The sequence below is a fragment of the Halosimplex marinum genome (genome assembly GCF_051414075.1).
GTDB lineage: Archaea > Halobacteriota > Halobacteria > Halobacteriales > Haloarculaceae > Halosimplex > Halosimplex marinum.
Genome location: NZ_JBLKNY010000008.1, coordinates 18,819 through 45,305, shown reverse-complemented (window position 1 = coordinate 45,305; position 26,487 = coordinate 18,819). Strand labels below are relative to the sequence as shown.

The 26,487-nt window shown below is 69.1% G+C and carries 28 protein-coding genes and 1 tRNA gene; 15 read left to right on the top strand and 14 right to left on the bottom strand.

Annotation, left to right across the window (positions count from 1 at the left end):
- Positions 1 to 122: 122 nt before the first annotated feature.
- Positions 123 to 1,034, top strand: a complete 912-nt coding sequence (locus ACMGFI_RS20050) for a PspA/IM30 family protein (protein WP_436912035.1) — start codon at positions 123 to 125, stop codon at positions 1,032 to 1,034.
- 45 nt (positions 1,035 to 1,079) lie between these two features.
- Here the strand turns inward: ACMGFI_RS20050 and ACMGFI_RS20045 are convergent, their stop codons facing one another.
- On the bottom strand, positions 1,080 to 3,101 hold the full coding sequence (locus tag ACMGFI_RS20045) for an SLC13 family permease (RefSeq protein ID WP_436912033.1): 2,022 nt from the start codon (positions 3,099 to 3,101) through the stop codon (positions 1,080 to 1,082).
- Positions 3,102 to 3,240: 139 nt separating this feature from the next.
- Between ACMGFI_RS20045 and ACMGFI_RS20040 the strand changes: the two genes are divergently transcribed.
- The 4 genes from ACMGFI_RS20040 to ACMGFI_RS20025 all read left to right on the top strand — a co-directional run bounded on the left by ACMGFI_RS20040 (position 3,241) and on the right by ACMGFI_RS20025 (position 7,756).
- Positions 3,241 to 5,106, top strand: a complete 1,866-nt coding sequence (locus ACMGFI_RS20040; RefSeq protein WP_436912031.1) for a threonine--tRNA ligase — start codon at positions 3,241 to 3,243, stop codon at positions 5,104 to 5,106.
- 391 nt (positions 5,107 to 5,497) lie between these two features.
- A complete protein-coding gene (locus tag ACMGFI_RS20035; protein WP_436912030.1) occupies positions 5,498 to 6,739 on the top strand; it encodes an outer membrane protein assembly factor BamB family protein in 1,242 nt (413 codons plus the stop codon).
- 141 nt (positions 6,740 to 6,880) lie between these two features.
- Positions 6,881 to 7,315, top strand: a complete 435-nt coding sequence (locus tag ACMGFI_RS20030) for a universal stress protein (protein ID WP_436912029.1) — start codon at positions 6,881 to 6,883, stop codon at positions 7,313 to 7,315.
- A 6-nt stretch (positions 7,316 to 7,321) separates the two neighbouring features.
- Positions 7,322 to 7,756: a CBS domain-containing protein gene (locus ACMGFI_RS20025; RefSeq protein ID WP_436912028.1), complete on the top strand. Its 435-nt coding sequence runs from the start codon at positions 7,322 to 7,324 to the stop codon at positions 7,754 to 7,756.
- A gap of 39 nt (positions 7,757 to 7,795) precedes the next feature.
- Here ACMGFI_RS20025 and ACMGFI_RS20020 read toward each other — a convergent pair whose 3' ends face one another.
- Together ACMGFI_RS20020 and aroC are read right to left on the bottom strand one after the other, a co-directional pair.
- On the bottom strand, positions 7,796 to 8,455 hold the full coding sequence (locus ACMGFI_RS20020) for a uracil-DNA glycosylase (protein WP_436912026.1): 660 nt from the start codon (positions 8,453 to 8,455) through the stop codon (positions 7,796 to 7,798).
- A 31-nt stretch (positions 8,456 to 8,486) separates the two neighbouring features.
- Positions 8,487 to 9,713 (bottom strand): chorismate synthase, encoded by a 1,227-nt coding sequence (gene aroC, locus ACMGFI_RS20015; protein WP_436912025.1) that lies wholly within the window; start codon positions 9,711 to 9,713, stop codon positions 8,487 to 8,489.
- 116 nt (positions 9,714 to 9,829) lie between these two features.
- On the opposite strand from aroC, the gene msrA reads away from it, so the two are divergent.
- Positions 9,830 to 10,384 carry a peptide-methionine (S)-S-oxide reductase MsrA gene (gene msrA, locus ACMGFI_RS20010; protein WP_436912023.1) on the top strand — a complete coding sequence of 185 codons (555 nt, stop codon included), beginning with the start codon at positions 9,830 to 9,832 and terminating at the stop codon, positions 10,382 to 10,384.
- Between the two features lie 21 nt (positions 10,385 to 10,405).
- On the opposite strand, the gene aroA is transcribed toward msrA, so the two are convergent.
- Positions 10,406 to 11,695 carry a 3-phosphoshikimate 1-carboxyvinyltransferase gene (gene aroA, locus ACMGFI_RS20005; protein ID WP_436912022.1) on the bottom strand — a complete coding sequence of 430 codons (1,290 nt, stop codon included), beginning with the start codon at positions 11,693 to 11,695 and terminating at the stop codon, positions 10,406 to 10,408.
- Positions 11,696 to 11,806: 111 nt separating this feature from the next.
- Between aroA and ACMGFI_RS20000 the strand changes: the two genes are divergently transcribed.
- Positions 11,807 to 12,979 (top strand): M24 family metallopeptidase, encoded by a 1,173-nt coding sequence (locus ACMGFI_RS20000; RefSeq protein ID WP_436912020.1) that lies wholly within the window; start codon positions 11,807 to 11,809, stop codon positions 12,977 to 12,979.
- Between the two features lie 25 nt (positions 12,980 to 13,004).
- On the opposite strand, the gene ACMGFI_RS19995 is transcribed toward ACMGFI_RS20000, so the two are convergent.
- Positions 13,005 to 13,430, bottom strand: a complete 426-nt coding sequence (locus ACMGFI_RS19995) for a hypothetical protein (RefSeq protein ID WP_436912018.1) — start codon at positions 13,428 to 13,430, stop codon at positions 13,005 to 13,007.
- Positions 13,431 to 14,115: 685 nt separating this feature from the next.
- On the opposite strand from ACMGFI_RS19995, the gene ACMGFI_RS19990 reads away from it, so the two are divergent.
- Positions 14,116 to 14,325, top strand: coding sequence for a ribbon-helix-helix domain-containing protein (locus ACMGFI_RS19990; protein WP_179918364.1), 210 nt, complete (start codon positions 14,116 to 14,118; stop codon positions 14,323 to 14,325).
- Positions 14,326 to 14,355: 30 nt separating this feature from the next.
- On the opposite strand, the gene ACMGFI_RS19985 is transcribed toward ACMGFI_RS19990, so the two are convergent.
- The 5 genes from ACMGFI_RS19985 to ACMGFI_RS19965 form a co-directional block, all read right to left on the bottom strand.
- Positions 14,356 to 14,766, bottom strand: coding sequence for a JAB/MPN domain protein-containing protein (locus ACMGFI_RS19985; protein WP_436912015.1), 411 nt, complete (start codon positions 14,764 to 14,766; stop codon positions 14,356 to 14,358).
- Positions 14,767 to 14,858: 92 nt separating this feature from the next.
- Positions 14,859 to 15,536 carry a hypothetical protein gene (locus tag ACMGFI_RS19980; protein ID WP_436912013.1) on the bottom strand — a complete coding sequence of 226 codons (678 nt, stop codon included), beginning with the start codon at positions 15,534 to 15,536 and terminating at the stop codon, positions 14,859 to 14,861.
- Positions 15,537 to 15,620: 84 nt separating this feature from the next.
- Complete coding sequence (locus ACMGFI_RS19975) at positions 15,621 to 15,923, bottom strand: DUF5779 family protein (protein ID WP_436912010.1); 303 nt, start codon at positions 15,921 to 15,923, stop codon at positions 15,621 to 15,623.
- Positions 15,924 to 16,086: 163 nt separating this feature from the next.
- Positions 16,087 to 16,572, bottom strand: coding sequence for a PIN domain-containing protein (locus tag ACMGFI_RS19970; RefSeq protein ID WP_436912009.1), 486 nt, complete (start codon positions 16,570 to 16,572; stop codon positions 16,087 to 16,089).
- On the bottom strand, positions 16,573 to 16,875 hold the full coding sequence (locus tag ACMGFI_RS19965; RefSeq protein WP_436912007.1) for a ribbon-helix-helix protein, CopG family: 303 nt from the start codon (positions 16,873 to 16,875) through the stop codon (positions 16,573 to 16,575).
- A 133-nt stretch (positions 16,876 to 17,008) separates the two neighbouring features.
- Here ACMGFI_RS19965 and ACMGFI_RS19960 point away from each other — a divergent pair, with 133 nt between their 5' ends.
- Both ACMGFI_RS19960 and ACMGFI_RS19955 read left to right on the top strand, forming a co-directional pair.
- Positions 17,009 to 17,551 carry a DUF1684 domain-containing protein gene (locus ACMGFI_RS19960; protein WP_436912005.1) on the top strand — a complete coding sequence of 181 codons (543 nt, stop codon included), beginning with the start codon at positions 17,009 to 17,011 and terminating at the stop codon, positions 17,549 to 17,551.
- A gap of 72 nt (positions 17,552 to 17,623) precedes the next feature.
- Positions 17,624 to 18,592: a VOC family protein gene (locus tag ACMGFI_RS19955; protein WP_436912004.1), complete on the top strand. Its 969-nt coding sequence runs from the start codon at positions 17,624 to 17,626 to the stop codon at positions 18,590 to 18,592.
- A 63-nt stretch (positions 18,593 to 18,655) separates the two neighbouring features.
- Here the strand turns inward: ACMGFI_RS19955 and ACMGFI_RS19950 are convergent, their stop codons facing one another.
- Positions 18,656 to 19,597, bottom strand: coding sequence for a VOC family protein (locus ACMGFI_RS19950; protein ID WP_436912002.1), 942 nt, complete (start codon positions 19,595 to 19,597; stop codon positions 18,656 to 18,658).
- Positions 19,598 to 19,684: 87 nt separating this feature from the next.
- A complete protein-coding gene (locus ACMGFI_RS19945) occupies positions 19,685 to 20,350 on the bottom strand; it encodes an alpha/beta hydrolase (protein ID WP_436912000.1) in 666 nt (221 codons plus the stop codon).
- A gap of 192 nt (positions 20,351 to 20,542) precedes the next feature.
- Between ACMGFI_RS19945 and ACMGFI_RS19940 the strand changes: the two genes are divergently transcribed.
- Complete coding sequence (locus tag ACMGFI_RS19940; RefSeq protein WP_436911999.1) at positions 20,543 to 22,033, top strand: aldehyde dehydrogenase family protein; 1,491 nt, start codon at positions 20,543 to 20,545, stop codon at positions 22,031 to 22,033.
- Between the two features lie 116 nt (positions 22,034 to 22,149).
- Positions 22,150 to 23,085, top strand: coding sequence for a CPBP family intramembrane glutamic endopeptidase (locus tag ACMGFI_RS19935; protein WP_436911998.1), 936 nt, complete (start codon positions 22,150 to 22,152; stop codon positions 23,083 to 23,085).
- Between the two features lie 56 nt (positions 23,086 to 23,141).
- Here the strand turns inward: ACMGFI_RS19935 and ACMGFI_RS19930 are convergent, their stop codons facing one another.
- Positions 23,142 to 23,972, bottom strand: a complete 831-nt coding sequence (locus tag ACMGFI_RS19930; RefSeq protein ID WP_436911995.1) for an SDR family NAD(P)-dependent oxidoreductase — start codon at positions 23,970 to 23,972, stop codon at positions 23,142 to 23,144.
- 31 nt (positions 23,973 to 24,003) lie between these two features.
- On the opposite strand from ACMGFI_RS19930, the gene ACMGFI_RS21220 reads away from it, so the two are divergent.
- Both ACMGFI_RS21220 and ACMGFI_RS19925 read left to right on the top strand, forming a co-directional pair.
- Complete coding sequence (locus ACMGFI_RS21220; RefSeq protein ID WP_495849323.1) at positions 24,004 to 24,273, top strand: PD-(D/E)XK family putative nuclease; 270 nt, start codon at positions 24,004 to 24,006, stop codon at positions 24,271 to 24,273.
- Between the two features lie 68 nt (positions 24,274 to 24,341).
- Positions 24,342 to 24,462 (top strand) — tRNA-Ser (locus ACMGFI_RS19925).
- An 87-nt stretch (positions 24,463 to 24,549) separates the two neighbouring features.
- Here the strand turns inward: ACMGFI_RS19925 and ACMGFI_RS19920 are convergent.
- Positions 24,550 to 24,732 carry a helix-hairpin-helix domain-containing protein gene (locus ACMGFI_RS19920; protein ID WP_436911993.1) on the bottom strand — a complete coding sequence of 61 codons (183 nt, stop codon included), beginning with the start codon at positions 24,730 to 24,732 and terminating at the stop codon, positions 24,550 to 24,552.
- 180 nt (positions 24,733 to 24,912) lie between these two features.
- On the opposite strand from ACMGFI_RS19920, the gene ACMGFI_RS19915 reads away from it, so the two are divergent.
- Positions 24,913 to 26,169: a LeuA family protein gene (locus ACMGFI_RS19915; RefSeq protein ID WP_436911992.1), complete on the top strand. Its 1,257-nt coding sequence runs from the start codon at positions 24,913 to 24,915 to the stop codon at positions 26,167 to 26,169.
- Positions 26,170 to 26,487 lie beyond the last annotated feature (318 nt).

Below are 26,487 nucleotides of genomic sequence, written 5' to 3'. Positions count from 1 at the left end.
CCGAGGGGACAGTCGCCGCGGCGGACCCGGCGGGGATGACAGTCCGCGATCCGGTCACCGAACCCGGAATCGGCCGGAATGTGGCTGAAAAACAATTAAAGGCTCGGGCACAAAGCGGGGGTATGGGAATCATCTCGCGCGCCTCGTACGTCGTCCGGTCGAAGATCAACGCGGTGCTCAACCGGGCGGAGGACCCCTCCGAGACGCTCGACTACTCCTACGAGCAGTTGCGCGACCAGCTCCAGGACGTGAAACAGGGGATCGCCGACCTGACCACCCAGAAGAAACGGCTGGAGATCCAGAAGCGCCGGCTGGAGGAGAACGTCGAGAAGCACAACGAGCAGGCCCGCGAGGCCGTCCGGCAGGACCGCGACGACCTGGCCCGGAAGGCCCTGGAGAAGAAGAAACAGAAGATGAACCAGATCGAGGGCCTGGAGAGTCAGATCGCCCAGCTCCAGGACCAACAGGACCGGCTGGTCGAGCAGAAGAACACCCTCCAGAGCCGCATCGAGGAGTTCCGCACCAAGAAGGAGACGATGAAGGCCCGCTACGAGGCCGCCGAGGCCAGCACCAAGGTCTCGGAGGCGATGACGGGTGCCGGCGACGAGTTCGAGGACGTGGGACGCGCCATCGAGCGCGCCGAGGAGCGCACCGAGGACATGGAGGCCCGCTCGCAGGCGATGGACGAGCTCCAGGAGACCGGCGCGTTCGACGACGTGCTCTCCGACAAGGACGACATCGACCGCGAGCTCGAACAGCTCAGCACCGACAGCTCCGTCGACGCCGAGCTGAACACGCTCAAAGGCGAGATGGGCAAGGGGTCGAGCGAGAGCGAAAGCGAGTCCGAGTCCGAAAGCGCGAGCGGGAACGGAAACGGCTCCGGCGGGTCCGCCGACGTCGAGGACGCGGACGTGGACATGGACGTCGACACCGACGTGGACACCTCCGACGTGGAGGCCGACGCCGAGGACGCGTCGGTCGACGACTCGGCGGTCGAGGCGGAACTGGAAGAGCTCAAGGAAGACGAGAAGTAGCGCGGCCGGTCCCCGCGCCGGGCCCCGTATCGTCCGCGACCGTTCTCAGGGCGGCCACATCGCCGCTATCGCGAGCGTCGTGACGACCGTGAGCAGCAACTGGAGGGGCGCGCCGACGCGCGCGAAGTCGGTGAACCGGTAGCCGCCGGGGCCGTACACCATCAGGTTCGTCTGGTAGCCGATGGGCGTGATGAAGGCGTTCGCCGCGGCGAACGTGACCACCAGCAGGAAGGGGAACCCGTCGAGACCGAGCCGTTCGGCGGTCGTGACCGCGACGGGGATCAGGAGGACGACGGTGGCGACCGGGGTGATGACGGCGGCGACGACGGCGGTGAGCAGGTACAGGACGGCGAGCAGCGCGAGCGGCGGGACGGCCTCGCCGACGGTCACGAGTCCCGCGGCCAGCGCCCCGGCGCCGCCGGTGGCCTGCATGGCGACGCCCAGCGGCAGGAGGCCCGCGAGCAGGAAGACGACGCTCCAGTTGACGGCGTCGTAGGCCTCGTTCGCGGTGAGCGTCCCGGTGGCGACGAGGGCGACGACCCCGCCCAGCGCGCCGATGGTGACCGGGACGACCCCGGTCGCGGCCAGCGTGATGACCGTCGCGAGGATGCCGATGGCGACCGCCGCGTCCGCCCCGAGTCCCGGTCCCGACGGCACGGCGGTGGCCGTCTCCCCGGCCGCCGACTCCGCGGTCGCCGACACGCCGGTCGTCTCGGCGTCGACCGGCTCCGGGCTCGGCTCGTCTCCCTCGTCGGCGAGGGCGCGCTCGGTGACGACGAGGTAGCCGGCCTCCTCGAAGTAGTCGGCGGTGGCGGCGTCGGTCTGGAGGAGGAGCGCGTCGCCGCGCTGGAGCTCCGTCCCGTCGAGGTCCTCGCGGACGAGTTCGCCGCCGCGGCGGACCGCGAGGACGGTCGTGTCGAAGCGCTCGCGCAGCCGGAGGTCGCCGACGGTCCGGCCGGCGACCCGCGACTCGGGGTGGACGACGGCCTCGACGAGCGTCGCGTCGTGGGGGGCGGCCACGAGCCGGTCCTCGGTGACGGCCTCGCGGGAGCGCTGGGTCAGCCCGTGGCGCGCCGCGAACCCGTTGACCGCCCGGAGGCTCCCGCGGACGGTGAGGCGGTCGCCCGCCCGCAGCTCGCGGTCGGTCGCGCTCGCGACGAACGCGTCGCCGTCGCGCTCGACCTGCAGCACGTCCACGTCGGGGTCGGCCGGCTCGGGACCCCCGTCGCCGGCGGTGGGCGGTTCCGACGGTTCGTCCCCGGCGCGCGGGACCTCGACGGCTGTCCCCTCCGCGAGGTCGTCTTCGGGTAGTTCGCCGTCGTCGAGGGCCTCGGCGACGGTCCGGCCGACCAGCGGGGAGTCCTCCCGGACGACGAGGACGCCCAGGTGGCGGTCGAGGTCGAACTCGTCGGTGAAGTCGGCGGCCGCGGGGATCCGCTCGGGGACGAGCCACCGGCCGACCGTCAGCAGGTACGCGAGGCCGACCGCGAGGACGACGACCCCGACGGGCGTGATCTCGAACATCGAGAGGGGGTGGCCGAGCAGGTCCCGCGAGAAGTCGCTGGCCAGCAGCGTCGTGGAGGTGCCGACCAGCGTGAGCGTCCCGCCGAGCATCGCGGCGAACGACAGCGGCATCAGCAGCTTCGACGGCGAGATACCCGCCTCCTCCGAGAGGCCGGTGATCATCGGGATGAACACGGCGACGACGGGCGTGTTGTTGACGAACCCCGCCGAGAAGCCGGTGACGCCGACGGTCGCGCCGAGCAGCCGCCCCTCGTCGCCGCCGGTCACCTCCGCGAGGACGGCGCCGAGGTAGTCGACCACGCCGGTCTCCTCGATGCCCGCGCTGAGGACGTACATCGCGATGATCGTCACCACGGCGCGGCTGGCGAACCCCTGGAGGGCGTCGGTCGCCGTGACGCCGGTGTACGGTTCGAGGACGGCCAGCGCGACGAGCACGCCGATGGCCGTGATGTCCGGCGGCAACCACTCGGAGACGAACAGGACGAGCGCGACCGCGACCAGCGCGAAGACGACCAGCGTACCCGTCGAGAGCCCGAGGACCATGCTCCCGGACTCTCGCCCGCGACTATAAAACGGGGTGACCGTCCGCCGTACCGGCCGGAGCGAGCCGACCGCAGACTGAGCGAGCGGCCCGACGTGACCCCGCCAGCACACTTTTTGCGCCGCCGCGCCACCGTTGGGTATGCGACTCCTGTTCGTCCACTCGGACCACCTGGAGTTCGAGGCCCGCGAGGAGGCCGGGCCCGACGACCTCGCCGAGACGGAGGGCGTCCCGATGGAGGGGCGCATGGAGGAGTGCGTGACAGCCTTCATCAGCGTCGAGTCCGACGACGAGGCCGACCTCGACGGGGTCGTCGCGAACGCGACCGACGAGCTCCGGGACGTGACGGGGCAACTCAACACCAACCGGGTGGTGCTGTACCCCTACGCTCACCTCAGCGACGACCTGGCGAGTCCCGACGCCGCCAAGTCGGTCATGCGGGACCTGGAGTCCGAACTCGAAGGCGAGGGCTACGAGGTGTTGCGGGCCCCGTTCGGCTGGTACAAGGCCTTCGAGGTCGCCTGCAAGGGCCACCCGCTCTCGGAGCTGTCGCGCCACGTCTCCGCCCACCGCGACGAGGCCGGGGCCGGAACCGGGGAGGACGAGGGGGAGGAATCCGACCGGGAGCCGAGTGAGTGGCAGATCATGTGGCCCGACGGGTCGACCGACGACGCGGTCGCGGCCAAGTCCGAGGTGAGCGAGGATATGCGGGCGTTCGTCGAGGACGAGGTCGAGGACGTGACGGCCTCGCCCGGCGAGGAGCCGCCCCACGTCGAACTCATGCGGGAGAAGTCGCTGGCGGGCTACGACGAACTGTCGGACGCGGGCAACCTGCGGTGGTACCCCCGGGGGAAACTGGTCCGGGACTCGCTCATCGAGTACGTGAACGACCTCGTGGTCGACTACGGCGGGATGCCCGTCGAGACGCCGGTCATGTACGACCTCGGCGCCCGACCCATCGACGAACACGCCGGCAAGTTCGGGGAGCGGCAGTACCGCTTCGAGTCGGGCGACCGCCGGATGATGCTCCGGTTCGCCGCCTGCTTCGGGCAGTTCTCGATCATGCGGGACATGCACATCGCCGCGAGCGACCTGCCGCTGCGGATCTACGAGATGTCGACCTACTCCTTTCGGCGCGAGCAGAAGGGCGAGGTGACGGGGCTCAAGCGCCTGCGCTCGTTCACGATGCCGGACATGCACACCGCGACGGCCGACATGGCGGGCGCCCGCGAGGAGCTACTGCGGCAGGCGAAGCTCTCGCTGCGGACGGGCGACGACCTCGGGCTGGAGTACCAGCCCGCGCTGCGGGTGACCCGCGAGTTCTACGAGGCCAACGAGGCGTGGGTCGCGGAGGTGGTCGCGGAACTGGGAAAGCCCGCCCTCCTGGAGGTCATCCCCGAGCGCCACCACTACTGGTCGGCGAAGATCGACTTCGCGGCCATCGACGGGCTGGGCCGGCCCATCGAGAACCCGACGGTCCAGATCGACGTCGAGAGCGCCGAGCGGTTCGACATCACCTACACCGACGCCGAGGGGAGCCACCACCCGCCGATCCTGCACTACTCGCCGTCGGGCGGGATCGAGCGGGTCGTCGCCGCGCTGCTGGAGGAGACGGCGACGATGGACACGCCGCGGTTGCCGACGTGGCTGTCGCCGACGCAGGTCCGGTTCGTCCCGGTGGGCGAGGAACACGTCGCCTACTGCGACGAACTGGTCGAGGAGCTGGCGGCGGCGGAGATCCGGGCGGACGTGGACGACCGCTCGGAGTCGGTCGGCAAGCGCATCGCCCGCGCGGAGACCGACTGGGTGCCCTACTACGCCGTCGTCGGCGACCGCGAGGTCGACAGCGGGCGGCTCGACGTGAACGTCCGCGCCGACGACACCGAGGTCGAGCTGACCCCCCGGGAGCTGCGCGAGCGGGTCCGCGACGAGACCGCGGGCCTGCCCCGAAAGAAGCGCTATCTCCCGAAACACGTCAGCGACCACCCGAGTTTCACCGGGCGGTGACGCGCCGTGTTCGGTCCGCGAACCCGTCCCTTGAGGACCGGGGATCGGTCAGGCATTCCTCGACTCCGCGCGGCCGAAACGGGTAGTTTCGCGGACCCCCTTCGGCTATTTTTGCCGTCTCACTGTAGATTATGTTCCGACGCTATCAGGTCCGGGCGTGGTTGACAGACCCGACAGACGCGCGTTTCTGCGTGCCTTCGCTGCTGCCAGCGTGACAACTACCGCCGGGTGTTCGGACGGTTCCGAGTCGGACGGGGCCAGCGACCCGCCGCCGGACTCCGAGACGGGCGCCACCGAAGCGGCGACCCAGGGGACAGCGCGGATGTCCGATACCGGGACGAGACCGAGCGGGGCCAGTGAGCGACGCCCGTCGGGAGCGCGGACCTGGCCGATGTACCAGTACGGGCCGACCCATCGCGGCGTCCATCCGACGGCAAGGGGGTCACCGACGGAGTTCGACCGGCGGTGGAGGCTGGAGCCCGCCGACCTTGTCCCGGCGTTCGACGGCGAGGAGAACCCGCCGAGGATCTCCGACCCGGTCGTCGAGGACGGGACGGTCTACGTCACCGTCTCGGGATTGGTTCGACAGTATCACATCGTTGCCGTAGACGGTGAAACCGGGTCCGTTCGCTGGGCGAAACAGGTCCTCGACAACGGGAACCATTCGGAGTTCGTGGCTCATCCGACGGTCACCGACGGCGTCGTGTACGTTCCGCTTCCCGAGATATCCGATGGATCGATTACCCAGACCGTCCGCGCGTTCGACGCGGCGACCGGGCGACAGCTCTGGCAGGCAGGCGACGGGCCAGCGCTGAACGGACGGGTCGTCGCCGCTGACGGCGATCTGTATCTGGGGAGAGAACCGTTGGTCGCGTTGCGCTCCGACGGGTCGGTGAACTGGGAGCTCGCCGATGGCGACCGACGCGAGAGCGACGTTTCGATATCCACCGCCCGGTGGAATTGGCCGGTAACCGTCACGGAACAGCGGGTGTACGTTCCGACTGGCAGTGGCGTCTGCTGTATCGGGCGGGACGGCACCTACCAGTGGTCGAGGGATCTCGTCTACAGGGACGAAATATTTAGCGACGGAGCACAACCATACACGCCCACGGTCGGTCGGAACGTCTACATCACGACCGGAGGCTTCGGAAGGCTGTCCAACGGGCGCCTACTTGCGCTCGACCCGAGTGATGGGTCGACCGTTTGGGACTTTCAGCCGCCGCTCGACTCCGACCGCAGGGCCGAGCTAGTTCGGGAAGATAAGGCGGCGTTCGCCGGGGTCTACAGTACACCGGCTCTCGTCGACGAGACACTGTACGTCGTTGGCGCCCATGTACCGGAGGGGAGTGACAGCGCGACAAGCTATCTCTACGCAGTCGACGCCGAGTCCGGTGAACTCCGGTGGACCTCCGACGCGTTCGCGAACTTCACGCAGCGTCCACCGGTCGTCGCTAACGGGACAGCTTACGTCGCACACGGTGAACGGATCAGCGCGTTCGACGCGCAGACGGGAACGGAACTCACGTATTGGGAGACGGACGGAGTCGTTCGGTTGCTCGCGATCACGGACAGTATCCTCTACGGAAGTACTCGCTCGTATCTGTACGCGTTCGGAGAGGCGCCGTCGGGATGAATGCACGGCTACGGACCTGGTTCCGGTTCGGTTTCCCCCGATCGGATGCGAGCGAGCGGTGCCAGGAGCGGTCGAAAGACCTCGATAGCCGCCCGCTGACACGACCGTACCACTATTTACCCGGGCATCAAACGTCGGGATATGTACGACGACATCCTGTTGCCGACGGACGGGAGCAAGGGGACGACCGAGACGGTCGAACACGCGGCCGCCATCGCGCGGGACAACGACGCGACGGTCCACGCGCTGTACGTCGTCGACAGCCGCCGCTACCGCGCGGCCGACGCGGACACGAAAGACGAGATCGTCCGCTCGCTGGAGGTCGAGGGCGAGCGCGCCGTCGAGGACCTGGAGATCGCCCTCGAAGACGAGGGCCTGGCCGTCGAGACGCAGCTGCGCGATGGCATCCCCCACCGCGAGATCGTCGACTACGTCGAGGAGGCGGGCATCGACCTCGTGGTGATGGGGACCCACGGCCGCACCGGCCGCGACCGCGTTCAGAATCTCGGCAGCGTCACCGACCGCGTCGTCGAGGACGTACACGCACCGGTCCTCGTCGTCGACATCGGCGACTGACCGACGATGCTCGTCCGCGAACTGATGACGGTCGAGGTGGTGACCGTCGGCGTCGACGCGACGCTCGACGACGCCGTCGGGAAGCTCCTCGCGGAGGGCGTCGGCAGCGTCGTGGTCGTCGACGGCGAGACGCCCACCGGGATCGTCACCGAGACCGACGCGTTGCGGGCCGCCCACGAGCGTGGCCAGTCCCTCGATGAGATCCCCGTCCGCGACCTGGCCCATCCGCCGCTCGTGACGACCGACCCCGACCGGACCGTCCAGCGCGTCGCGCGGACGATGGCCGAGGAGGGCGTCAAGAAAGTGGTCGTGACCGAGGGGCTGTCGGTGCTGGGTATCGTCACGCTCACCGACGTGGTGTATCACGTGGCCGACCTCCGGAAGGAGGCCGCCGCGGCCGCGGAGGACCTGGCCGAGCGGGACTGGCGACGCGGTGGCTGACGCCGATCCGGGTGGCGGAAGGGCGAGGCGTGGTGGCCCCTACCCGTCGGTGTCGGGTCCGCGGCCGGTCTCCAGGCTGCCCTGGCGGCCCTTCGTCTGTCGGTAATCCGTCCCCAGGAGGTCTGCGAAGTGCTCGACGAACGCCTCGGTCTGCTCGGGCGTCTGGTCGGCGGGGTCGACCATGGGGACGAGTTCGAACCCGCGGCCGCGCATCGTCGTCGCGTGCAGTTCTTCGACGTCGAGTTCGTCCTCGCTCTTCGTCGTGTACTGGAAGGCGAGCGCCTCGATCGCGCGCTGGCCGACGGGGACGATGATCTCGGGGTTTATCATCCGGAGTTCGCTGGAGCGGTACCCCTCGCAGGCCCGGACCTCCTCGTCGGTCGCGCCGCGGTCGGGGTGGCGACAGCGGGTGACGTAGGTCAGGTACACCTCGTCGGGGACGGGTTCCTCCGCACCGGGGTCGCCCTCCACCAGACCCACGCGGTCGAGGATCTCCCAGACGAGCGACTGGTCGCCGGCGAAGGGGACGCCGGTCTCGTCGGCTCCCTCGCTGGGCTGGTCGCCGATGACGACGAAGTCGGCGCCCACGTCGCCGTAGCCGTGGACGACCCGCTCGCGCGTCTCGACCAGTTCCGGGCAGTTCGTGCACTCGGTGTCCATCCCGAACGGGTTGGACAGTTCGTCCTGGCGTGCGTCCATCAGGCTACCCTCCGTTGGTGCTCCACGCCCATCAGTCCTCGTCGACCGTCTCGGTCATCGTGTCGGCGTCGTCGGGGTCGTTCTGCGGGCTCTCGGGGTGGTACGCGGTGTCGTACTCGCCCGGACGGTCGTCGATGCGGTCGGGGTTGATCCGCCCACCGAGGAGCATGAAGTCGAGGATAGTCACGCGCAGCATCGCCTCGACCACGGGGACCGCGCGGGGCGGCAGGCTCGGGTCGTGGCGGCCGACGACTTTGGCCTCTTTCTTCTCGCCGGTCTCCCAGTCGACGGTCTGCTGGGTCTTCGGGATGGAGACGGGCGCGTGCCAGGTCACCTCGCCGTAGACGGGTTCGCCGGTGGTGATCCCGCCCTGGAGGCCGCCGTGGTCGTTGCCGACGGGGACGGGGTCGCCCTCCTCGCTGACCACGTCGTCGCGCGTGCCGTCGTCGAACTCCCAGTCCTCGTTGCGCTCGATGCCGCGGGTCTCGCGGGCCTCCCGGCCCTGGCCGTACTCGACGGCCGTCGTCGCCGGGATGGAGAACATGGCCTGGCCGAGGCGGGCGGGGAACGAGTCGAAGCGGGGCGCGCCCAGGCCGCGGGGCACGCCGCGACACTCGAAGTAGACCGAGCCGCCGATGGAGTCGCCCTCCTGCTGATACTGGTCGATGGCGTCGCGCATCTCCTCGGCTTTCTCGGGGTCGGCACACCGCACCTCGTTGTCCTCGGTGTGTTCGAGCATGTCCTCCCAGGTCACGTCGTTCGCTTCGATGTCGCCGATCTGGTTGACGTGGGCCTTGACCTGCACGTCGTGGTCGGACTGCGCTAAGACCTGTTTCGCGACGGCGCCGGCGGCGACCCAGTTGACGGTTTCGCGGGCCGACGAGCGGCCGCCGCCGCCCCAGTTGCGCGTGCCGAACTTCGCGGAGTAGGTGTAGTCGCCGTGGGAGGGCCGCGGCGCCGTGATGAACGGCTCGTACTTCCCCGAGCGGGCGTCCTTGTTCTGGATGACCATGCCGATGGGGGTTCCCGTCGTGTAACCGTCCTGGGTGCCCGACTTGATCGACACCTCGTCGGGTTCCCCGCGGGAGGTAGTGATCATCGACTGGCCGGGTTTCCGCCGGTCGAGTTCCTCCTGTACCTCGTCCTCGGAGATCTCGACCCCCGCCGGACAGCCCGACACCGTACAGCCCATCGCCTCCCCGTGGCTCTCGCCGAACGTCGCGAACCGGAAGAGCCGGCCGAACTCGTTGCCGTTCATTACCTCTGGGTGGGTGACCCTGGCATATAGTTCTGAAGATGTGGGCGGGCGCGCGACTGACCGACAGGCGTTCGTCCGTCGCTGGGTTCAAACGGTTCCGCCCCCAAGCGCGGGTAATGACTGATACGGAGACCGCGACGCTCGCGGGCGGGTGCTTCTGGTGTATCGAGGCGGCGTTCGAGGAACTGGACGGCGTCGAGGACGTGACCTCCGGCTACGCCGGGGGCGACACGGAGAACCCGACCTACAGGCAGGTCTGCTCGGGATCGACCGGCCACGCCGAGGTCGTGCAGGTCGAGTACGACCCCAACGTAATCGCCTACGAGGACCTGCTGGAGGTGTTCTTCCGCATCCACGACCCGACGACGGAGGACCGGCAGGGTCCCGACGTTGGCTCGCAGTACCGCTCGGCGGTCTACTACCACGACGACGAGCAGAAGGAGACCGTCGAGCGGTTCGTTCATAATCTCCAGCAGGGCGGCGGCTTCGACAGCTACGAGAACGACGAGATAGTCACCGAGATCGCGCCGCTCGATACCTTCTGGAAGGCCGAGGAGAAACACCAGAACTACTACGACAAGAACCCGAACGACCGCTACTGCCAGTTCCACGCCGAACCGAAGGTCAAGAAGGTCCGCGAACAGTTCAGCGACCGGGCCGCTACGCAGTGACCACCGGAAGCGAGCGCGTTCTCACTTCGAGACGGTCGCGCCCAGATCCGCGAGCGTGTCGAAGAAGCCGGGGAACGACACGTCCACGTCCTCGGCCTCGGTGACGGTCGTCTCGCCGTCGGCGACGAGGCCGGCGACGGCCAGCGACATGATGATGCGGTGGTCGTCGCGCCCGGGCAGGGTCGCGCCGCGGAGGTCGGTCTCGGCGCCGCGGATGGAGAGTCGGTCCCGCTCCTCGACGACGGCGGCGCCCATCTCCGTCAGCGAGTCGGCCATGACGCTGACGCGGTCGGTCTCCTTGTAGCGGACGTGCTCGCAGTCGACGATGGAGGTGGTGCCGTCCGCCGCGGCGCCGAGGACGGCGACAGTCGGGAGGAGGTCGGGCGTGTCCGCGACGCTCACCTCGACGCCCGTCAGGTCCGACTGCCTGACGGTGATCTCGCCGGCCTCGCGGTCCCACTCGATGTCGGCGCCCATCCGTTCGAGCACGTCGACGATGGCGGAGTCGCCCTGCGCGCTGGGGTAGGCGCCCTCGACGACGAGGCCGTCCGGTGCGGCCAGCGCGCCCGCCGCGAGCAGGTACGACATCGAGGAGAAGTCGCCGGGGACGCGATACTCGCCGCCCTCGGGGGCGTAGGCCTGGCCCCCCTCGACGCGGTAGCCGCCGTCGGTCTCCCGGGCTTCGACGCCGAACGCCTCCAGCACCTCGATCGTGATGTCGACGTACGGCGCGGACTTGAGTTCCGTTTCGAGGTCGACCGTGATCCCGTCGTCGGAGACGGCGCCGGCCATCAGGAGGGCGGTGACGAACTGCGAGGACACGTCGCCGGGGATCGAGGCGGTGCCGCCGGCGACGGGGCCGCCGACCACGAGCGGCGCCTGGCCGTTGCCGCGGGTGCTCTCCGCTCGGCCGCCGAGTTGCTCGATGGCGTCCAGCAGGGGGCCCTGGGGGCGCGAGCGCAGCGACCCGTCGCCGGTGAGGACGGTCGTGCCGTCCGCGAGCGCGGCCGTCGCGGTGGTGAGCCGCATCGTCGTCCCGCTGTTGGCGCAGTCGATCACGTCGGGGGGCACGTCCGGGCGGCCGTCGAAGCCCGACACCCGGAGGGTCGACCGGTCCTCGGAGAGGTCGGTCTCGCCGCCGTAGGCCTCGACGGCGCGGCGAGTGGCCTGCGTGTCGGCGCTGACCAGCGGGTCGCGGACGGTCGCCTCGGTCCCGTAACCCGCTGCGAGGATCGCCCGGTGCGTGTAGCTCTTCGAGGGCGGGGCGCGCGCCCGGCCACCGACAGTCGACCGCTCGATAGTCGCGTCCATGTGCCCCGGGTCGTTCGCTTGGTGTATGAGGCTACCGGAGGCGGCGACGCTGGTGTCGACTCGTTTGCCCGCGCCCCACGGTATTTACCCCGGGCGGTGCTTCCTGGGGGTATGGACCCGGATCTGTCCGCGCTCGACGAGTCCCTCGACGAACAGGGCGTCGACGGCTACCTCGTCCACGCCGACTCGACGGACTCGACGCAGTACTACCTCTCGGGGTTCGACGCGCCGGACCCGTTCGTCACGCTCTACGACGGCGACGTACGGCTCTTCTTCGGGCGGAGCCTGGAGTTCGGCCGCGCGAAACGGGAGGCCCGCGCCGCCACGGTCGAGCGCGCCATCGACTACAACTACGGCGAGTACAGCGATGAGTACGGCCCTCGCGAGGCCATCCACCGTTCGCTCGCGGACTTCCTCGACGCTCACGGCGTCGACAGCGTGGCTGCGCCGCCGCGGTTCCCGCTGCACGTCGCCGACGGCCTGCGCGAGTTGGGCGTCTCCGTGAGCGTCGACGGCGAGGACACCGTCTCGGACATCCGCGCGGTCAAGACCGACGAGGAGATCGAGCACGTCCGCGAGGCCCAGAAAGCCAACGAGGCGGCCATGCACGCCGCCGAGGACCTCATCGCCGGAGCCGACGTGGAAGACGGCACCCTCTACCGCGATGGCGAGGTGCTGACAAGCGAGGCGGTCAAGACGGAGATCGAGGTGACGCTGCTCCGCCACGGCTGCGCGCTCGACGAGACGATCGTCGCCTGCGGCGCCGACGCCGCCGACCCCCACGACCGCGGGAGCGGCCCGCTGGCAGCCGGCGAGCCGATCATCGTCGACATCTTCCCCCAGAACAAGGCGACGAAGTACCACGCCGACATGACCCGCACCTTCTGCAGGGGCGAGCCCTCGGAGACCCTGCGGGAGTGGTACGACCTGACCGAGGAGGCCTACCGCGCCGCGCTGGACGCGGTTGAGCCGGGCGCGACGGGCGCGGACGTACACGCCGCCGCCTGCGACGTGTACGAGGAAGCCGGCGAACCCACTCTGCGGAGCGACGAGGGGACCGAGACGGGGTTCATCCACTCGACCGGCCACGGCGTCGGTCTCGACGTACACGAGGGCCCGAGTCTCGCCCCGAGCGGGGAGGAGCTGGAACCGGGCCACGTCATCACGATCGAACCGGGCCTGTACGACCCCGAAGTCGGCGGCGTCCGCATCGAGGACCTCGTGGTCGTCACCGAGGACGGCTACGAGAACCTGACCGACTACCGCGTCGAGCTGACGGTGTAGCGGGCCAGCGGCCGCGAGCGGATGGTCACGCCGTCTCGCCGGCCAGCCGGTGGAAGGCGTAGCGGCTGGCGAGCCCGCCGAACAGCAGGCCGACGACGGCGCCCGCGACGACGGCCGCACCCTGGGTTCCGCCGAGCGCGAGCGCCAGTGCGACGATTCCCGTTGTGACGGCGGCGATCACCGCCGCCATCGCGAGGCCGACCTTCACAGCGGTGCCCATCGGCACTTCGATCCGGATGCCGCGCCAGTAGCCGAGGCTCGGCCCGGCGGCGGTCGACACCCAGACCGGATACAGCGCGGCCGGGTCGACGACGGCCGCGGCGGCGAGGCCGGCGGGGATCGCCACCGCGACGGCGACCGCCGCGACCACGGTGTCGGCCGAGAACAGTTCCTCCTTCCAGCGCCGGACGATGTCGGACCGGAGTGACTGCGGTTCGTCGTTGGAGGGCATCGCTCCCCGGATTCGAACGCGTCGTGTGTAGTTCTTGTGACGCGACTCCGAGGATAGCCGTTACGTGTTGCGAGTGTCCCGGTTGTCTGGTAGATCCGTTGTGGAAGAAACAGAGACGACCGCGACCGCACTCGACGGTGAGCACTGAAAGCCCTCGGCGCGCTCGCGGTCGCTGTCTCCGAAAATCGGAGATTCGCTCAGTGACGAGAGAGCTTCGCTCTCTCGAACCAAGGCGGGATATCCGCGCTCTCGGCACCGCCCGCTCACGGCACAGCCGTTCGCTTCGAGGCGCACGGCGCCTCGCACCGCGCGGATAGTCGCCCGCTCAGGCGACTATCGGCGCGAGCGCGCCTCGCCCTTTCAGTCCGCCAGGACCGCACCGCAGGTCGCCCCGCACAGCACCGCAGACAGCCACGACCCTCCCCATCCGATTCGCTCCTATCGTCGCTCATCCCCCGTCAGAGGCAAGCTCTGACGAGTTCGAGAAGACCTCGCGCGACTGTTTCGAGCGGCCCGCCAAGCGGCGGGCACGCTCGACAGCGCACGCCGACCGCACCGCAACCGCTCACCGAAACAGCTACTGCCTCCACTGAGCATTCGAACGTTCGGTATCGTCGACGGGCAGCGGGTACGTCGTTCAGGGCCAGCCACAACGACTAACCCCGCCCCTCCCCATCCGCACGGTATGACCGACTACACCACCGTGTCGATCCCGAAGGACCTGGCCGACCGCGTCGACGAGACCATCGAGGGGACGAGCTTCTCGTCGACGAGCGACCTCGTCCGCTTTCTCTTGCGGAGCATCGTCATCCAGAACCAGCAGAAAGGCGAGCTGACGGAGGCGGAGTTCTCCGAGATCGCCGACCAGCTCGAAGATCTGGGCTACCTGGACTGACTGCGAGCGCCGGGCAGTCCCGGCGGGACGCTACTCCGGGAACTCCTCGGGCGGTTCCACGTCGAGCAGTTCCAGGGGCTGCTCCTCGCCGCGGCGGTCGAAGACGGCCACCGACCCCTCGTCCCACGGCGGGACGGCGACGAAGATGCGCTCGTGGAAGTCGTCGCGCTGGCGGACGCGCAACTCGCCGTTGGGGTGGGAGACGAACCGCGCCTGGGTCTGGCCGACCGGCGTCCCCATGTCGACGCCGAAGACGAAGTTGACCGAGCCGGCCGAGTCCGGGTAGTAGAAGTGCGTGAACACCGGCGTCTCCGGCGGCAGGTCCGCGCCCGGCAAGTCCCCGGCGGGCGTCACGGACAGCGAGATGGTCACCGGGTCGGGGTCGGACTCCCTGGCGAACCTGAGACACGACTCGACCAGCCCCCGCGTCGCGTAGACCACGGTGGGTTATTCGCCGCCCGCGGCAAAACTCCGTCGCTCGCAACCCTCGGCGCGTCCCTCCCCGTATCGCCGAGTCTCGACACGGAGTCGGCTCAAAACAGGAACTCCCGGGCGGTCTGGGCGTAGAGCCGCGGCGTCCGCTTGCGCGACCCGTCGAGCGCGTCGGTCAGCGCCTCGGCCGCGCCCTCCATGACGCCCTCGCCGTGACCCACCAGGATCCGCTCGGGCGAGTAGCGGCCGAGTGCTTTCGGCGGTTTCAGCCGGAGCGCGGGGTGGACGCCGAGCCGCTCGTCGCTCGTCCGCATGAACGCCGACGTGCCGACCGCCTCGGCGACGACCAGCGTCTTCGAGTCCTCGTCGTAGAGGAAGCCCTCCTTCCAGACCGGGTTGTCGACGAGTTTGTGGAGGTCGTACCCGCTGTCGGGGAGGCTCCGCCGGATCAGGTCGACGGGCGCCGAGAGCTCCGAGCGCACGCCGCTCATCCACTCGGGGACGTACACCGGTACCTCGTGGCGGCGCGCGAGCGCGTCGGCGTCGCGCTTGTGCCGGTCAAGCAGGAGGACGACGCCCCGGACGGTGCCGTACTCGGCGAGGGTCTCGTCCAGCCCGTCGCAGTCGACGGGGTCGACGAGCCACACGTCGCCGTCGGAGACCAGCGCGTGGCTCGCCCGCTGCATCTCCTCGTCGGGGTAGGCGATCCAGCCGGTGCCGCCCTCCCACTGGTCGATCTCCCGCCACGACGCCGCCTGCCCGGAGCCTTTCATCGGCATACCCCACTGTTGGCCCGCCGGCCACATAAGCGACGACACCGACGAGTTGGGCGCGTCGCGGTCGAGCGGACCGCGAGGGACCGCTCAGTCCAGCCGGCTCGTGTCGATGCCGACGCCGGGCGGCGTCACGACGAGGAAGCCGCGGAACTGCATGAGGTCGCCGTCGATCTCCCGCACGTCGCGGGCGAACCCCGCCGCGAGTTCGTTCACGTCCCCCTCGATTGAGAGCACGAGCGTCCCGCCGTCCTCGACGATCTCGGCCCACTCCTCGTCGGGGGTCGTCCCGTCGAGCACGCCGAGGACGACCCGACCGCCCCCGTCGTCGCCCTCCTCCTCGTCGGTCAGTTCCTCCTCGACCGTCTGGAGGTCGAGGTCGATCTCGCTCATACCCGCCCCCTCGCGGTCGACCGAGAAAAAGGTGTGTCCGACGGTGGGATCTCAGCCCCGGCGAACGGAACTATGCCAGGGAGGCGCCGACGGTTCCGACCCGCAGTCGTCCCGAACAGACGGTGGACCGGAACGCCCTATCGGGGCTTCCCACGGGAGCGAGCTACTCGAACAGGTCCGTGGCCCGCCTGTAGATGGGCTGTCCGAGCCAGGACCGCCGTTCCGCGAGTCTGTCGACCTTCTCCCGTGCTCGCTCCCGTTCCATCACCTCTCGCTTCACGAGCGCCTTCAGAACGACGGGCGAGATCACGACCTCGGCGTCGCTGGCGGTCTGGAGTTCGGGGAGCGCCCGGAGGTCGTCGGTTATCAGGAACTCGGCGTCCAGTCGCCTCGTCAGGAGCGCGCAACTGCCCTCGCCGCGGTCGATCCTGGACGATTCGAGCGTCTCCGCCACTTCGTGCGTCTCGAAATCGTCCCGGTTGTCGAGGACCGCCTGGGCGGCGTCCCCGTGCCTGTCGTCGTACTCGCTGGTGTCTTCGAGTTCACCGACAACCGTCTCCGTGGTGTGTACGTCGAACTCCGTCGAGACGGTGTCGAACGCGTCGACGGCGGCCAGCGAGACGAGCGCGGACGTGTCCGCGACGATCATCTACAGGTCCGCCAGGTCGTCGGCCAGTTCGTCGCCGCGACGCAGCAGAGCTTTCGACGCGCGCACCGACTCGGCGTCCTGGCGCCCGACGAACCCCTTCAGCGCCTCGAACCCGATCTCGTCGTCGAGGTAGAGTTCGACCACGGCCTCCCTGAACCGCTCCTGGTCCTCGATGTCGTCCAGGTAGTCCTGCAACGCCTCGACGACGATCTCCGTCCGGTTCTTGTGCGAGACCTCGGCGGCGACGTCCGCCTTCTCGATCAGCTTCTCGGGGAGCCGGAAGTTGACGCGAGTCGTTCCCATCGTCCACTCACTGTACGTACGTCGTACCCACACACTCATAAGACTTGGCGGAACAAACACTGTCGAATCCCGATCCGAGCGAGGGGTGTCGAGGACCGCCGGACTCAAACCGCCGGGGCGGCAATCTCGGGCTATGAGCGAGACAGACGAGTGGGCCGAGCAGTTGCGGGCGAACCGCGCCGAGAAGGACGAGTTCCTGGCCGAGCACCCCCAGTCGCCGATCCCCCCGGAGGACCGCGAGGACTTCGACGGGCTGGACTACTTCGAGCCCGACCCCGACTACCGCGTCGACGCGACGGTGACCGTCCACGACCAGCCCGACCCCGTCGAGATGGAGACCTCCGACGGCCGGACCGTCCGCTACGAGCGCGTGGTCACCTTCGCGTTCGAACTCGACGGGGAGAGTCGCGAACTCCACGGCTACAGACAACAGCCCGATGACGACTCCATCTTCGTCCCCTTCCGCGACAAGACGACCGGCCAGGAGACCTACGACGGCGGTCGCTACATGGAACTCGAACCGGACCGGGAACTCGAAGACGGCGACGAGGTGACGATCGACTTCAACCTCGCGTACTCCCCGTTCTGCGCGTTCAGCGACACCTTCTCCTGCCCGTACCCGCCCGAGGAGAACTGGCTGGAGACGACGGTCGAGGCGGGCGAGCGCCACGAGTGACCGGCGGGCTCGGCCCTCGTCCGGTCGCCCGTCGCTGACAGGCTTATCCCGGCGGGGTCCCTACTGCCGGCAGTGCTCTCGGACACGCTCGGCGTCCATCACGTGTCGGTCGTCGCGGGCGACCCGACCGGGAACCGCCGGTTCTACGCGGAGACGCTGGGACTGCGATTTCTCCTGCGGACCGTCAACTTCGAGGAACCGTTCGTCTACCACCTCTACTACGGCGACGACCGCGGGACCCCGGGATCGGTGCTCACCTTCTTCACCTACCCGCGGGAGGAGCCGGGCCGGATCGGCAAACCCGACATCACGACGGCCGCGCTACGGATCCCCGCGGACGCCGTCGACTACTGGGCCGACCGGCTGGCCGACCGCGGCGTGGCCGTCGACCGGGGCGAACGGTTCGGCGAGCCAATCCTGGCCTTCGAAGACCCCGACGGCACCTCGCTGGAACTCGTCGGCGTCCCGGACGGCGATGCCGCGCCGACCGACCTCGACGCGGAGGCCGACCACCCCTGGACCGGCGGTCAGCCGGACGGTGCGATCCCCGCCGAACGCGCGATCCGCGGCGTCCGCGGCGTCTCGGTCCGGTCGGCGGACCCGTACGTCACGGCGAGCCTGCTCGACACGTTCGGGTTCGAGATCGTCGCCGAGCGCGACGATGTCGTCCGTTATCGACTGCCCGGAGGCCGCGAGTCGACGGTCGACCTGCTGACCGACGACGCGGAGTACGGCAAGGAGGGACGGGGGTCGATCCACCACGTCGCGCTGACCGTCGAGAGCGGCGAGCAGTTGCGGGAGTGGCGGGAACTGCTCGACGAGCGGGGCTTCGACGTGTCGCGGGTGAAAGACCGCCACTTCTTCGAGTCGCTGTACGTCCGCGACGGCGGCGGGATCCTGTTCGAGCTGGCGACCGAGCGGCCGGGGCTCGGCGTGGTCGAGCGGGAGTCCGACCCCGGCGGCGACCTCGTCCTCCCGCCGTGGCTGGAGGAGGACCGCGAGATGATCGAGGGGCAACTGCCGCCGTTCGACGGGGGATGAGCCCGCCGCGGGAGCGGCGACCGGCCGCCGGCGACGCCGGCGGACCGGCGGGTCGCGTCGCCGTCAGGCCTCCCGGGGCGCGACCGGCAGCGGGGGGAGATTCGATTCGATCTCCTCGCGGCGGTCCTCGAGCCACTCGGGGAGCACCAGCGTCTCCCCGAGTTCGTCGACGTCCTCGTCGACGGTGTAGCCGGGCGACTTGGTGGCGAACTCGAAGAGGACGCCGCCCTCGGTGCGGGCGTAGATCGACCGGAACCACTTGCGGTCGATGATCTGCGTCGGGCGGAGCCCGCGGTCGACGAGCGCGTCGTGCCACTGGGCCTGTTCGGAGTCGGAGACGCGGAACGCGACGTGGTGGACGGTGCCGGCGCCGGCCTCGCCCCGGGGGGCCTCGGGGTCTTCGAGCACGTCGACGACGGCGCCGAGGTCGCCGGCCGCGCGGAACCGCTGGCGGTGGTGTTCGCTCCGGGTCGGCTGGTACCCCATCGTCTTGAGCAGGCTGCCGGTGCCGCTGGCGGTCGCCAGCGAGAGCGTCACGCCGAAGAAACCCCGTATCGCGTGCTCGGCCGGGACGGGTCCGTCCGGCGGGTCGCCATCCGGCGCGTCCGCCCGTGCGACCAGTTCCAGCGGGAGGCCGTCGGGGTCCTCGAAGGCGATCACGGTGTCGCCGAACCGCTCGTACGGCCCCTCGTGGGCGACGCCCTCCGACCCGAGGCGGTCGGTCCAGTACTCGACGGACTCGTCGGGGATCACGAACTGGACGGTCGTCGCCTGGCCGGTGCCGACCCGGCCCGGCCGGGCGTCGGGGTAGGGGAAGAAGGTCATGCTCGTGCCCGGCGTCCCGCTGCGGTCGCCGTAGAAGAGGTGGTACACCGACACGTCGTCCTGGTTGACGCTGCGCTTGACGAGTCGTAACCCGAGGGTCTCCGTGTAGAACTCGTAGTTTCGTCCGGGGTCGCTCGCGATGGCCGTCACGTGGTGGATCCCGGGGATGTCCGCTGGCATTGCCCGCGGTTCGGCGCCGACCACGATACCCCCTCTGCCGGCACACTCAACCCGCCCCCTCCCCCGACGTTCGACCGTGACTGACCGTTACCGCCGTGAACTATCGTCCGCGGCGTCATCGCCGGCCAGCAGGTCCTCGACCAGTTCACCCACCGCCGCGAGTTCGGCGTCGGTGATCCCGTGGTCGTCGCCCGGTTCGATTCGGGTCCGCACGTCGCCGTCGAGCGACTCGAAGACAGTCGCGGTCTCGCGGACTCGTTCGACCGGGACTGCCGGGTCACCCTCGTGGCCGCCGACGAGCACCGGCGTGCCGTCGAAACTGCCCTCGTACTCCGCGATTTCGGGGCCCATCAGTCCGCCGCTGGCGAGGACGACGCCGCCGTACCGAGAGGGGTTCCCGGCAGCGAACTCGGCGGCGACGCAGGCGCCCTGGGAGATCCCGAGGAGGACCGTTCGCTCGGGCGGGATGCCCGCCTCGCGGACCGTCTCGACGGCGTCCCCGACCGTAGCGAGGGCCGAGGAGAGGTCGGGTTCGTTGGCCTCCCGGGGCGCGAGAAACGAGTTCGGGTACCAGCGGTTGCGCCGGGCGGCGGGCGCGACCAGCGCGAGGCCGTGGCGGTAGAACTCGTCGGCGAGTCGGACCATCCCGTCGGCGGTCCCGCCGCGGCCGTGGACGAGGACTGCGGCCGCGTCGGCGACCGAGAGGGGCGCCCCGGCGGTGACGAGCGGCCGGTCCTGGTGCGGTCCGGTCATCTCACCGCGCCCCCGTCGGCGGTCGGACCCCGGCTATCGGTGCCGTCCGTGCGTCGTACATCCGCGATACGCTACGGGTTGCGTCGACTTGTACCCCGCTCTTCGGCCGGTCGCCTGCGTTTGCGACGGGAACCGGCAGTACCACCCGGGGTCTCGCCCCTTTTCGGTCCGAGTGCCCTAGCCGAGACACTCGTGCCCGACAGCTACGCGATCGACGACGACTGGAACGCACTGTACGTCGACGGCGAGTGGACGGCCGCCGAGAGCGACGAGACGATGGCGGTCGAGGACCCCTCGACCCGCGAGCAAGTGGCGACGGTCCCCGCCGCCCGCGAGGCCGACGTCGACGCCGCCTACGAGGCCGCCGCCGAGGCGGCCTCGGAGTGGGCCGACGCGCCGCCCGGACGCCGGGAGACACTCGTACAGGACGCCCTGGAGGCGATGCAGGCACACAGCGAGGAGATCACGGAACTGCTCGCCGCCGAGGTGGGCGGGTCGCAGATCATGGGCGAGACGTCGCTGCGGATCGCCGCGGACCAGATGGGCGAGGCGGCGACGATGCCCCGGCGGATGAAAGGCGAGCTCGCGGACTCGAACGTCCCCGGGAAGGACAACCGCGTCGAGCGCGTCCCCCGCGGGGTCGTGACGGTGATCTCGCCGTGGAACTTCCCGCTCAACCTCTCCATGCGCGCGGTCGCGCCCGCCCTCGCAGCGGGCAACGCGGTCGTGCTCAAACCGTCGTCGAACGCGCCGATCACGGGCGGGCTGCTGTTCGCGAAGATCTTCGAGGACGCGGGCCTGCCCGACGGACTGCTGAACGTCGTCACGGGCAGCGGCTCGGACATCGGGGACCGCGTCGCCGGCCACCCCGAGAGCGACATGGTCGCGTTCACGGGCTCGACGCCGGTCGGCCGGCAGGTCGCCGCGACCGCCGCCGAGAACCTCTCCGCCCAGGCGATGGAGCTGGGCGGGAACAACGCCCACATCGTGACTGCGGACGCCGACCTGGAGCAGGCCATCGACAGCGCCACCTTCGGCTCGTTCGTCCACCAGGGCCAGGTCTGCATCTCGATCAACCGCCACGTCGTCCACGAGGATATCTACGACGACTACGTGGACGCGCTCGTCGACCGCGCCGAGTCGCTCCCGGTCGGGAGCGCTCACGACGAGGACACCGTCGTCGGCCCGATCATCGACGAGTCCCAGCGCGACGAGATGCTGGCGTACGTCGAGGAGACGGTCGACGCCGGCGCGACCCTGGAGACGGGCGGCGAGACGGCCGAGCTAGAGGGCGTCGACGACTCGCTGGTCGTCCGCCCGACCGTGCTCTCGGGGGTGACCAACGACATGGCCGCCGCCTGCAACGAGCACTTCGGCCCCATCGCGCCGGTCATCCCCTTCTCCGACATCGACGAGGCGGTCGAAATCGCGAACGACACCGAGTACGGCCTCGCCGGGTCGGTCCACGCCGGCGACCTCGGGACCGGGATGGACATCGCAGACCGCATGAAGACGGGCCAGGTCCACGTCAACGACCAGCCGATCAACGACGAGGCCCACGTCACCTTCAGCGGGACCCGCGCCTCCGGCATGGGCGGGTACAACGATGGGACCATCCTCGAACAGGTGACCGAGACGAAGTGGATCTCGCTGCAGCGCGAGCCCCGCGAGTACCCGTTCTGACGGCGGCGGGGACGCCCCTCGATACCGGTCCTCCGCTCGAAAGATCTTGAGTAAGTCGACGGGTAATATGTCATTCCGGAAATAAACTATTTCCCGCGGGTGGGTACAGTACGGGTATGGACGCTCCCAGCGGGACGGCCACCGGACCGGTTCACCGATCGAGAGCCCGCGCGTGGGTCGACAGTCATCGCCTCGCGTCGTTTCTCGCGATCACCTACGCCTTCACCTGGCTGATACAGGGGGTGGTCGTCGCGGCCGGGCTGGAAGCGTCGTGGACCCAGTCGATCCTCATCGGGTTTGGAGGGTTCGGGCCGCCGGTCGGAGCGGCCGCGGTCATCTGGGCGAGCGGGGGCGACCTCCGGAAGTGGGTCGGACAGTTCTTCCGCTGGCGGATCGGGCTCAGGTGGTGGGCGGTCGCGCTCGGGCTCCCCTTCCTGATCCTGATCACGGGGAGCGCGCTGTTCGTCCTCCTCGGCGGACCGGTCGACCTGAGCACGTTCCCGTTCCCGGGGATCTACCTCTTCGTGCTGGCCTGGGGGACGGTCTGGGGCGGGGGGCAAGAGGACCTTGGGTGGCGCGGGTTCATGCTGCCGCTCCTGCAGGAGCGCTACAGCGCGCTCGCGTCGAGCCTGCTGGTCGGCGTCGCGTGGGCCGGCTGGCACCTCCCCCTGTTCCTGAACGCGGCGACGACCCACGGCGCGTGGCCGCTCTCCCAGCAGCTACTCTGGATCGTCTCGATCCTGTCCGGCTCGGTCCTCTGGGCCTGGATGTACAACAGCACGGGCGGGAGCGTGCTCGCCGTCGCGGTGTTCCACGCCGGCGTCAACGGCATGGGCGTCTTCCACCCGGCGGACACCGGAGCGATGGCCCCCGGCGGCGTGCCCGACCCGGCACTGAACCTCCTCGCCGAAGTGACCGGCGCCCTCCCGCTGGTCGCGCTCGCCGTCCTCGTCGTGGCCGTCTACGGCGGCGACAGGCTGTCGAACCGCGAGACGCCGGGACTGGAGCAGGTCGGACTCGACGGCTCCCGGGACTCGACCGAGAGTGGGTGACGCCGACGGGCGACCCGCTTTCGGGAGCGGCCGTACGTCCCGCTGTCGTCCGTCGATCAGTCGGCCGCCTGGCCGCCGTCGACGGGGATGGTGACGCCGGTGATGTAGGAGGCGTCGTCAGAGCAGAGGAAGGCGACCGCGCCGGCCATCTCCTCCGGTTCGGCGATCCGGCCCATCGGCACGTCCCGCATCGCGGACGTATCGAAGTCGGCGCGGAAGCTCCAGAGCGCCATCTTGACCATCTGAACGATCGAACGGATCCGGCCGAGTATCGACGACCCGCCGGCGTCGCCGACGATTCCGGACTGGATGTTCGTCTTCGTCGGCCCGGGCGCGATGGCGTTGACGCGGACCCCGCGCTCGGCGTACTCCAGCGCGACGGACTTCGTCAGGCCGACCACGCCGTGTTTGCTGGCCGAGTAACTGGAGAGCCCGCCCATCCCGACGAGCCCGGCCTCCGAAGCGGTGTTGACGATGGCGCCGCCGCCCTGGCGTTCCATGACCGGGAGTTCGGCCTTCATGCAGGCCCAGATCCCCTTGAGATTGATGTCGACGATCCGGTCCCAGTTGGCCTCGCTGATGCCCGTCGTCTCCACGAAGTCGGTGAGGATACCGGCGTTGTTGTGCGCGAAGTCGAGCCCGCCGTAGGTCTCGACGGCGGCGTCGACCATCCGCTCGACCGACTCGGTGTCGGACACGTCGACTTCCACGAAAACAGCGTCGCCGCCGGCGTCCTCGATCAGGTCGACGGTCTCCCGTCCGCCATCGGTGTCGATATCCGCGACGACGACGTTCGCACCCTCCTCGGCGAATCGCAGTGCCGACGCGCGTCCGATACCTGACCCTGCTCCGGTGACGAGCGCCGTCTTTCCGGCTAAACCGTTCATTCTCCGGTGATTTCGTCGACCAGCTACTCAAGTGTATGCCTTGATAATCGCTTGGATTCACGAAACGCTCGCGAGCGGCGCCGCAGGCCGGTTCAGGCTGTGGGGGGACCAACACCGCTCGCTGACGGCGGCGGAAGGCGCAGAGGGGCAAACCGCCTGGTACGCGTTCGTGCTATTCGACGAGAGCGACGACGTGGTCCGGCGGAAGTCGTCGACCGTCACCGAGATCGTCAGTGGCGAGTGGAACGACGCCGGGCGGAACGGGCGGCAGCACAAGGTCCCGTGGGATCAGGTATTCTGATCCTGTCCATTTCCATAGAGAATCTACCAAAGAGTTTATTCCGTATGGTAATCATATGAGTGATGCGAGCCGGCATAAGCCTCAGCTCGGATAGAGCGGGGCCCTGCTAAGGCCCGTGCCCGGGTTCAAATCCCGGTGCCGGGGGCCGCTTGGTGCAGGAAAGTTCGAATCTTTCCCGGCCCGCCACTCTGGGCCTTAGTTTCTGGTTGACGACTCTCCGACAGTCTCCTATCCGGTTCTACCCACAGAGTCGGATCTCCCCGCCTACACGGTAGACTATCGTTCTTTTTCGAAGTGATGTACAATTCTTTCAGCAATAGCCTCATCCAGACCATCTACTGATGCAACTTCCTGTTTTGTGGCTTGACTCAGTTCCTCTAAAGAGGTGTATCCCGCTTGAGATAACACATCCGCTCGGTGTTCTCCAACATACTTTATCTCGGTAAACTGATCGCTCATGGGACATTCGTATATATTCAACTCACAAATCTCTTTCGTCGGAATCACCGTCTCTCTCGGCCATACAGTGGGTTGTAAGTACAGAAGATGTCCGGTTCTATCCCCAAAACCGGGTCATTACTAGTCAAGAACAACATCGTGCCACGCGCTAGCGCGCCACCGAGCCGAGCGGAGCCTTTATTGCCCCCGAGAGAACAGATAGGGGTACAATGTCCAATACAGAGGGCACGTCGGCTTCGCCGGCGGATCGAGTTCTTCCAGGGTACTCTGAATAGTACCTCGGAAGTCCACGAGGCACGCATTTTCGACACCACGCTCCGCGACGGGGAGCAGTCGCCGCGCACGTCGTTCTCCTACGAAGACAAACGGGAGATAGCGGCGGTGCTGGACGACATGGGAACGCACGTCATCGAGGCGGGCTTCCCGGTCAACTCCGACGCGGAATTCGAGGCCGTCCGCGACATCGCGGAAGCGACCTCGACGACGACCTGCGGGCTGGCCCGGGTCGTCGAGAAAGACGTCGAAGCGGCACTGGACTCGGGCGTCGAGCTGGTCCACGTGTTCGTCTCGACGAGCGACGTACAGCTGGAGGACTCCATGCACGCCACGCGCGAGCAGGCCGTCGAGCGCGCCGTCCAGTCGGTCGAGCGCGTCAAGGAGGCCGGCGTGGAGTGCATGTTCTCCCCGATGGACGCCACCCGGACCGACGAGGCGTTCCTGATGGAGGTCGTCGACGCCGTCTCCGAGGCGGGCACCGACTGGATCAACATCCCGGACACCTGCGGGGTGGCGACGCCCGGCCGGTTCCGCGACATGATCGCCAAGGTCGTCGACCGCACGGACGCCCGCATCGACGTGCACACGCACGACGACTTCGGGCTGGCGGCCGCGAACGCGCTGTCGGGCTTCGAGGCGGGCGCCTCGCAGGCGCAGGTCTCGGTCAACGGCATCGGCGAGCGCGCGGGCAACGCGGCCTACGAGGAGGTCGTGATGGCCCTGGAGTCGCTGTACGACGTGGACACGGGGATCGACACGACGCGGATCACCGAGATCTCGCGGGTCATCGAGGGCAAGAGCGACATCCCGGTGCCGGCGAACAAGCCGGTAGTCGGCCGCAACGCCTTCTCCCACGAGAGCGGGATCCACGCGGCCGGCGTCATCGAGAACTCCGACACGTTCGAGCCGGGGGTCATGACCCCGGAGATGGTCGGGGCCGAGCGCGAACTCGTCCTGGGCAAACACACCGGCCAGCACTCGGTGCGCGAGCGGCTGGTCGAGGCGGGCTACGAGCCCACCGACGAGGAGGTGCGCGAGATCACCCGGCGCGTCAAGGAGTTCGGCGCGGACGACAACCGCGTCACCATGGAGGTCCTGGAGGAGTTCGCCCAGGACGCGGGCGTCGACCGCGAGGTCTCCGAAGAGGAGGTCCGGGCGTAGGACGATGCCCGCCTCCCCGGCCGCCGAGCGCACACGGAGAGAGCCGACGCTCCACCGGGGAGCCGCGCGAGCGGCGGAAGCCGCGCGAACGCCGAGAGCTACACGAGCGGCGTCAGCGGCCGCGCGGCGGACACGGAAAATTTATTGCCGCCGGTGTGCAGATACCCGTAGTGATGAGACCGATCGCTGGCGGCGAGCCGACCGAACTCGCGTCCAGCGGCGCGCTTCGCGTGATCGTAGGGGCTCCCTAGCCCCACATCTCACAGCTGTTCATTCTCGGCGGACGCATCGGACCGACGCGGAGCTGACTCGACGACA